The organism is Roseococcus sp. GW821-FHT12F05, from assembly GCF_058806835.1.
In genome coordinates this window covers 1-5,565 of record NZ_JBXAQB010000036.1, presented here as the reverse complement: position 1 = coordinate 5,565, position 5,565 = coordinate 1, and the positions used below count along the sequence as shown (strand labels likewise).

The window sequence follows — 5,565 nt, the reverse complement described above, 5'->3', positions numbered from 1 at the left end:
CGCTTCGGCCTCGGGGCCCGCCCCGAAGCACCCCTGCCGGCCGACCCCTCGGCCTGGCTCTCGGCCCAGGTCGCGCCGTAGAGGCAGTCCTCCAGGGGCAGCAGGGTGTGACGGCGGAAGGCGACGATGATGGCCTCCTGCTCGGTCGACAGCGCGTAGGAGTGCGCCTCCCGAGGGCCGATTGGCCGGTCAGCGACCGAGGTCCACTTTCGCCATTTGGTGACCGTCTTGGGGTTCGCCCCCATGGCGCCGCGCCAGCCCCTCAGGCTCAGACCACCTTGTGGTGGTGGCCGGTCAGATCGGTCTCCACGGTTCGTGGCTAAAAGCTGTCCTATTCAAGAGTGGATAAAATGCTATAAAAGGAAGCCTTATCCGTGTGCAATTTTGAGGGAAGTGTCGGAGGGAAATGCCCGTATGACCCGCAAGGAGCAGCGTGATCGCCAAGCGCGAATGGTCAGGGCCGTGTTGTGTGGGGAGGATCCGAAATTGATTGCGTACCGAGAAGGGGTATCGCGGTCTGCGGTGTATTCAGCGTTAAAGGCGCTGGGTGCCGCGATACCGAAGGACAGTCTGTGGGATCGCCGAAGCGCCGCCCTTAGGGCGGCGTGGGCTGAGGCGGAACCGATGAGGCGTGCAGAAGCGATCGCGGCGCGAAAGGATGGCATGGCAAAGCCTGAGGTGCGCGCCAAGATCAGTGCGCGCGTGAAAGCGGCCTGGGCTGATCCAATGGATCGGGCGAGGGCACGCGAGGCCAGGCGGGCAGCGTGGGCCGATAAGCGTGAGATGCTTTTCGCTGGCGAGAGGGGCGAGATCGCCAATCGAATGTTACTGCACGGCACCTACCCAAACCGCATCGCCGAGCATTTGGGCGTTAGCTCCCACACTCTGCGTCGCTGGTTTCAGCAACAGGGGGTCACTCTCGGAAACCGTAAAATGCTCCGTCCTTCGCGGTCTTAGACGAGTTCCTCGTGATCCTGGGCGTTGTGAACCGGCCGCGGACCTAGGTGTGTGGTCTCGGGGTGAGGTGGCGCGGGTTGATCTTGAAGATTGACGGGTCTTTGGTCCAGGCCTCACAGATAACCTGGTCGGGCGTTCGCCATCGCAGGGCCTTCAGGTGCTTGGCGAAGTTGTAGGCGGAGACGAAGGCCAGGACGTGGGCCTTTAGGCTTTGCAGGTCGTCGTAGTGGAAGATCTTGACCATGGCGTCCTTGATCGTCCGGTTCATCTGCTCGGCTTGGCCGTTGGTTCAAGAATGGCAGGGCTTGGTCAGCCGGTGCTCGATATCGTTGGCGATGGCAGACGCGGTCGAAGATGTGCGGACCGGGGAAGCGTCGACTGGGGCCTTCGCGGTTCTTGCTCGGGAAGGACATGCCATTGTCGGTGAGCACAGTGGGGATCTTGCAGGGGAATACCTCGACCACGGCCCTGAGAAAGGCTGAGCTTTCCATCTTGCCAGCACTGTTATGGAACTCGACGTGGTTGAACTTGGAGACCCCGGTCGATGGCCAGAAACATGACGAGCTTGCCGTCAGCGTGGCGCAGCTCGCACTGTCGATATGGATATAGCCGATCTCGTAGGTCTTGAAACGCTTGCGCTGCTCCTTGGCCTCCTCGACCGGCAACCGGGAAATGCCGTGACGCTGGATGCAGCGGTGCAGGGCACTGCGGCTGAGGCTGGAGATGGTATCCCTCAGGCAACCCAGCACGTCGTCCAGCGGCAGCAGTGTCTTCTGCCGGAGCCACAACGATGTCCTCTTCCGCCGATGTCAGCACCGTGCTCTTCGGGGCCTTCGGACCCATTGGAGGCATCGGCTGTCGTGGTCCGCTTACGTCACTTGCACACCGTCTTGGGCTTCAGCCGTGCGGGTAGCATAGGGTCCGGCTGCTCTCTTCGACGCTTGGAGCTCGGCTCGAAGACGCGGCGTCGAGCGGGGCGCTGCCATGAAAAACACTTGCCATAGGGCATCCTCCTCCTGACGACTCAGGATCGATAATGCACCACCACTCCCAGGGACTGCACATCTTAGACCTTGACCGCTGTAATGCTGCCGTCATTCGCCACTCTAAGCCACGCCACCTCCCCGGCCTCGATGCCGAGGCCGCGCAATTCTTCATCAGATAACTGTGTTTCGCAATGAACGACAGGCCCTTCCGCAGGATCAAAGTCGCCTTCGACGGCCTTTGTTGCCAATTCGGAATTTTCAATCCACGCCACGTATAGCTCAGTCGACGCCACATCGTCCGACGTCGCTGGAATAGAAACCCGCACATACCATCCTGGCATAAAGCCACCTCCCCATTTCTCGTGTCGAAAATACCAACAGCTCCCCCTGCCGACAATGCGCCACAAAACCAAATAGGGCCGCTTAATGCGCTAATTTCGCGGCGATGAACTCACGGGGCAAGCGTATGCATAAGCCGCTGTGGAAATGGACGGTGTTGTATTATCGACCATTCGGTCAGGCGCTGAAAAGGGGGGCGCTGATGGCGAGGCTATGACGCCGGCAAGAAGGTTCTGGGCCGCAAGCGCACATCGCGGTTGATACCGACGGGCCGCTGTTGACGGTCCACCTAACGCCGGCCGACATTTCCGACAGTGCCGGAGCCCAGACGATCCTAAACGGCATCCGCAAGCGCTGGCCCTGGGTGAAGCACATGTTCGCCGACGGCGCCTATGACCGGCTGAAGCTCATGGACGAAGCGGCCTTCCTCGACTTCTCCGTCGAGATCGTCCGACGCTGCGATAGCGAGCCGGGCTTCAAGATCCTGCCGCGTCGCTGGGTCGTGGAACGCACCTTCGGCTGGATGACCCGGTGGCGCCGTCTCGTCCGCGATTACGAGCAGCACCTCGATGTCTCCGAAGCCTTGATCCTCATCGCCATGGCCGCCATCCTACTGCGCAGAAACGCTCATCCCTGATTTTCCAAAAGGGCTCTTCGCACAGCGGCAGGGCGCCGCCTTTCGGCCAGCCTGTCTGATGCAAGGGTATGCCGGCAGCTGGACGTTTGCTTAACTGCCCATCTAGCAAAATATTTGAGGGAAACATGCCCATTTTCTACGTGCAGGTGTTTTCAAAGACACAGCTCACCGCAAAGATGGAGGATAATTTAAAGGCTGACATGAAATCGAATGGCTATTTCGGCACGATCAAGGTAAATACTGGAAAAAAATATCGGCTGCCTCCGACAACCTTTCGTACAAATCGGAAGGGGTGGTCCCGAGATAGAATACTGGAAGAAATAAACAAAATCGTTTCGAAGAATGTTCCGGAAGCTGCGGTTCTAATTGTGGAAGATGCTGGCACAACGTGGGTCGGCCTGGATGAGATTGGCTAATCCTCAGCGAGGCCGATTCGGCGATGCATACCCTCGGCTCCGCCCGGTAGATTACAGGATCCACACCATTCTCACTGACAACGGCATGTCCTTCCCGAGCAAGAACCGCGACGGTGTCAGTCGACGGATCCTGGACCTCACATCTTCGACCGCGTCTGCATCGCCAACGATATCGAGCACTGAACCGCCCCAGGTTTGCCGGAGGCTGTTTGGTTTGAGTCACGCTGCCAGGAGCAGATTCTCCTGGGCGGCGTAGTAGAGTGCTTCGGCCTCGGCGGGCGGGATGTTGCCGATGGGCTCCAGCAGGCGCCGATGGTTGAACCAGTCGACCCATCGAGGGTGGCGAATTCCACGGCCTCGAGGGAGCGCCATGAGCCGCGCCGGTGAAGGACCTCGGCCTTGTAGAGACCGTTGATGCTCTCGGCCAAGGCGTTGTCGTAGCTGTCGCCGACGCTGCCGACGGAGGGCTCGATGCCGGCCTGGGCCAGGCGCTCGGTGTAGTGGATGGAGACGTACTGGCCGCCCCTGTCGCTGTGATGCATGCGGCCGCCGCGATGCAGCGGGCGCCGCTTGTGCAGGGCCTGTTCCGGCGCATCCAGCACGAAGCCCGTATGCGCGGTCCGCGACACGCGCCAGCCGACGATCCGCCGCGCATAGGCATCGACGATGAAGGCGACGCGGGCGAACCCTGACCAGGTCGCGAAATAGGTGAAGTCGGAAACCCACAGCGCGTTCGGGCGCGGTGCCTTGAACTGCCGGTTGAGGTGGTCCATCGGGCAAGGTGCCGCCTTGTCGCTGATCATGGTCCTGACCGGCTTGCCGCGGATGACGCCCTGCAGGCGCATGCCGCGCATCAGGCGCGCGACAGTGCACCGCGCCAAATCATGACCCTCGCGTTTCAGCTGCCGCCAGACCTTGGGCACGCCGTAGACGCGGAAGTTCTCCTTGAACACGTGCGCGATCTCGGGCATCAGCGCGGCATCGCGCCTGCCGCGGGACGGAAGCTTCGCCGGATCACGCCTAGCCGCCTGTGCGCGATAGGTCGACGGGACGATCGGCAGGACCTTGCAGATCGACTCGATCCCATAGACCTTGCGATAATCATCGATAAAGCCGATCATGGCTTGAACCGGCGGGCGAGCTCCGCCTGGGCAAAATACGCCGACGCCTTGCGCAGGATCTCGTTCGCCTGTCGCAGCTCGCGGTTCTCGCGCTCCAGGGCCTTGAGCTGCGCCGCCATCTCCATCGTCGGCCCAGGCCTGCGGCCGGTGTCGCGCTCCGCCTGTTTCACCCACTCGTTCAGCGTCTGGCCGGTGCAGCCGATCTTGGCCGCGATCGACAGGATCGTCGCCCAACGCGACGGGTGCTGCGCCTCATGCTCCAGCACCATCCGCACCGCCCGCTCGCGAACCTCAGGCGAAAACTTGTTCGTCGTCTTGCTAGTCATCGCTCCCGCTTCTCAGGAGTTGGAGCCTCCGACAAACCCGGGGCGGTTCAGTGGGGCTAGTCACCAGCGTTTGGCGCTGGGATGTTGTGAGGTTAAGATTGCGCATCATGGCTTCAAAAAAATATGTCGGAAAACCAATGTCGGAAAACCACAAGATGTCGGAAAACCAGAATGAGCCTGTTCTCAAATGGATCAGGCCAGAGGGGCGAAACTCCATAGAAAGAAAGTTCCGTTTTGCCAGCAGATCTCATGCCTGGGGGTTCGTCGCTCGGGCGGCGTGCATCCTCACAACCGGAGAGTTCTCGCTTGAGTGGAACGACGCGCGGGTGAAGATCATCCTGATCTGGAAAGATGGCGAGCCCGAAGCTGTGCCGTTCGCACTGGCTGAGGCGATTAACTCCCTGATGTGACGTGGAGCTGCCCGGCGCGGCGGAAGTGGAACGGTGGAGGCTCTCAACAACGTCACCCTGATGGCCAAGTTCCACAGTGAACGACTTGCGCTCATTGAGGCGAAGAAGCGAGGCTTCGGCATTGGCCAAGCGCGGCAGGAGCTCAAGGCGACGGAAGCCGTTCTCGTCGCGCGCTTTGGACAGCGCCAGTTCAAGGTACGCTATCGCAAGGAGTTCCCGAAGGGCACCTAGTTGCCGCCGCGGAGCCGGCGGACGTCCCGGTTGACACTCTGGGCGGCGCGGCCGCGCTCAACTGATCTAGGTGTTTGATCCCGGATTTTGATGGTGCAGTCTTTTCGCGGGAGTGGAAGGAAGCGCTATGGGCCAGGTTCTG

At 60.9% G+C, this 5,565-nt stretch carries 4 protein-coding genes, 5 pseudogenes and 1 other annotated feature; of the genes and pseudogenes, 5 read left to right on the top strand and 4 right to left on the bottom strand.

Annotated elements, in window-relative coordinates; genetic code table 11:
• Positions 1–77: 77 nt before the first annotated feature.
• The 3 genes and pseudogenes from AC1ROY_RS33870 to AC1ROY_RS33860 all read right to left on the bottom strand — a co-directional run.
• Positions 78–269 (bottom strand): annotated as a pseudogene (locus AC1ROY_RS33870) (IS481 family transposase); the annotation flags it as partial.
• A gap of 731 nt (positions 270–1,000) precedes the next feature.
• Positions 1,001–1,959 (bottom strand): annotated as a pseudogene (locus tag AC1ROY_RS33865) (integrase core domain-containing protein).
• 64 nt (positions 1,960–2,023) lie between these two features.
• On the bottom strand, positions 2,024–2,215 hold the full coding sequence (locus AC1ROY_RS33860; protein WP_493153360.1) for a hypothetical protein: 192 nt from the start codon (positions 2,213–2,215) through the stop codon (positions 2,024–2,026).
• 273 nt (positions 2,216–2,488) lie between these two features.
• Here AC1ROY_RS33860 and AC1ROY_RS33855 point away from each other — a divergent pair.
• The 3 genes and pseudogenes from AC1ROY_RS33855 to AC1ROY_RS33845 all read left to right on the top strand — a co-directional run.
• Positions 2,489–2,919 (top strand): annotated as a pseudogene (locus AC1ROY_RS33855) (IS5 family transposase); the annotation flags it as partial.
• Between the two features lie 125 nt (positions 2,920–3,044).
• Entirely contained in the window at positions 3,045–3,335 is a 291-nt protein-coding gene (locus AC1ROY_RS33850) for a hypothetical protein (RefSeq protein WP_493153361.1), read from the top strand.
• A 52-nt stretch (positions 3,336–3,387) separates the two neighbouring features.
• A pseudogene (locus tag AC1ROY_RS33845) lies at positions 3,388–3,515 on the top strand (IS481 family transposase); the annotation flags it as partial.
• 39 nt (positions 3,516–3,554) lie between these two features.
• On the opposite strand, the pseudogene AC1ROY_RS33840 reads toward AC1ROY_RS33845, so the two are convergent.
• A pseudogene (locus AC1ROY_RS33840) lies at positions 3,555–4,782 on the bottom strand (IS3 family transposase).
• Positions 4,382–4,498, bottom strand: a sequence feature (AL1L pseudoknot). It overlaps the preceding pseudogene by 117 nt.
• Before the next feature lie 98 nt (positions 4,783–4,880).
• Here AC1ROY_RS33840 and AC1ROY_RS33835 point away from each other — a divergent pair.
• Both AC1ROY_RS33835 and AC1ROY_RS33830 read left to right on the top strand, forming a co-directional pair.
• Positions 4,881–5,192, top strand: coding sequence for a 4a-hydroxytetrahydrobiopterin dehydratase family protein (locus AC1ROY_RS33835; RefSeq protein WP_493153359.1), 312 nt, complete (start codon positions 4,881–4,883; stop codon positions 5,190–5,192).
• 33 nt (positions 5,193–5,225) lie between these two features.
• Complete coding sequence (locus AC1ROY_RS33830) at positions 5,226–5,423, top strand: hypothetical protein (protein ID WP_493153358.1); 198 nt, start codon at positions 5,226–5,228, stop codon at positions 5,421–5,423.
• Positions 5,424–5,565 lie beyond the last annotated feature (142 nt).

What these genes read in the sequence shown, in the direction of transcription:
- AC1ROY_RS33850 (WP_493153361.1), top strand. Translation starts at nt 3,045, where the DNA reads ATGCCCATTTTCTACGTGCAGGTGTTTTCAAAGACACAGCTCACCGCA.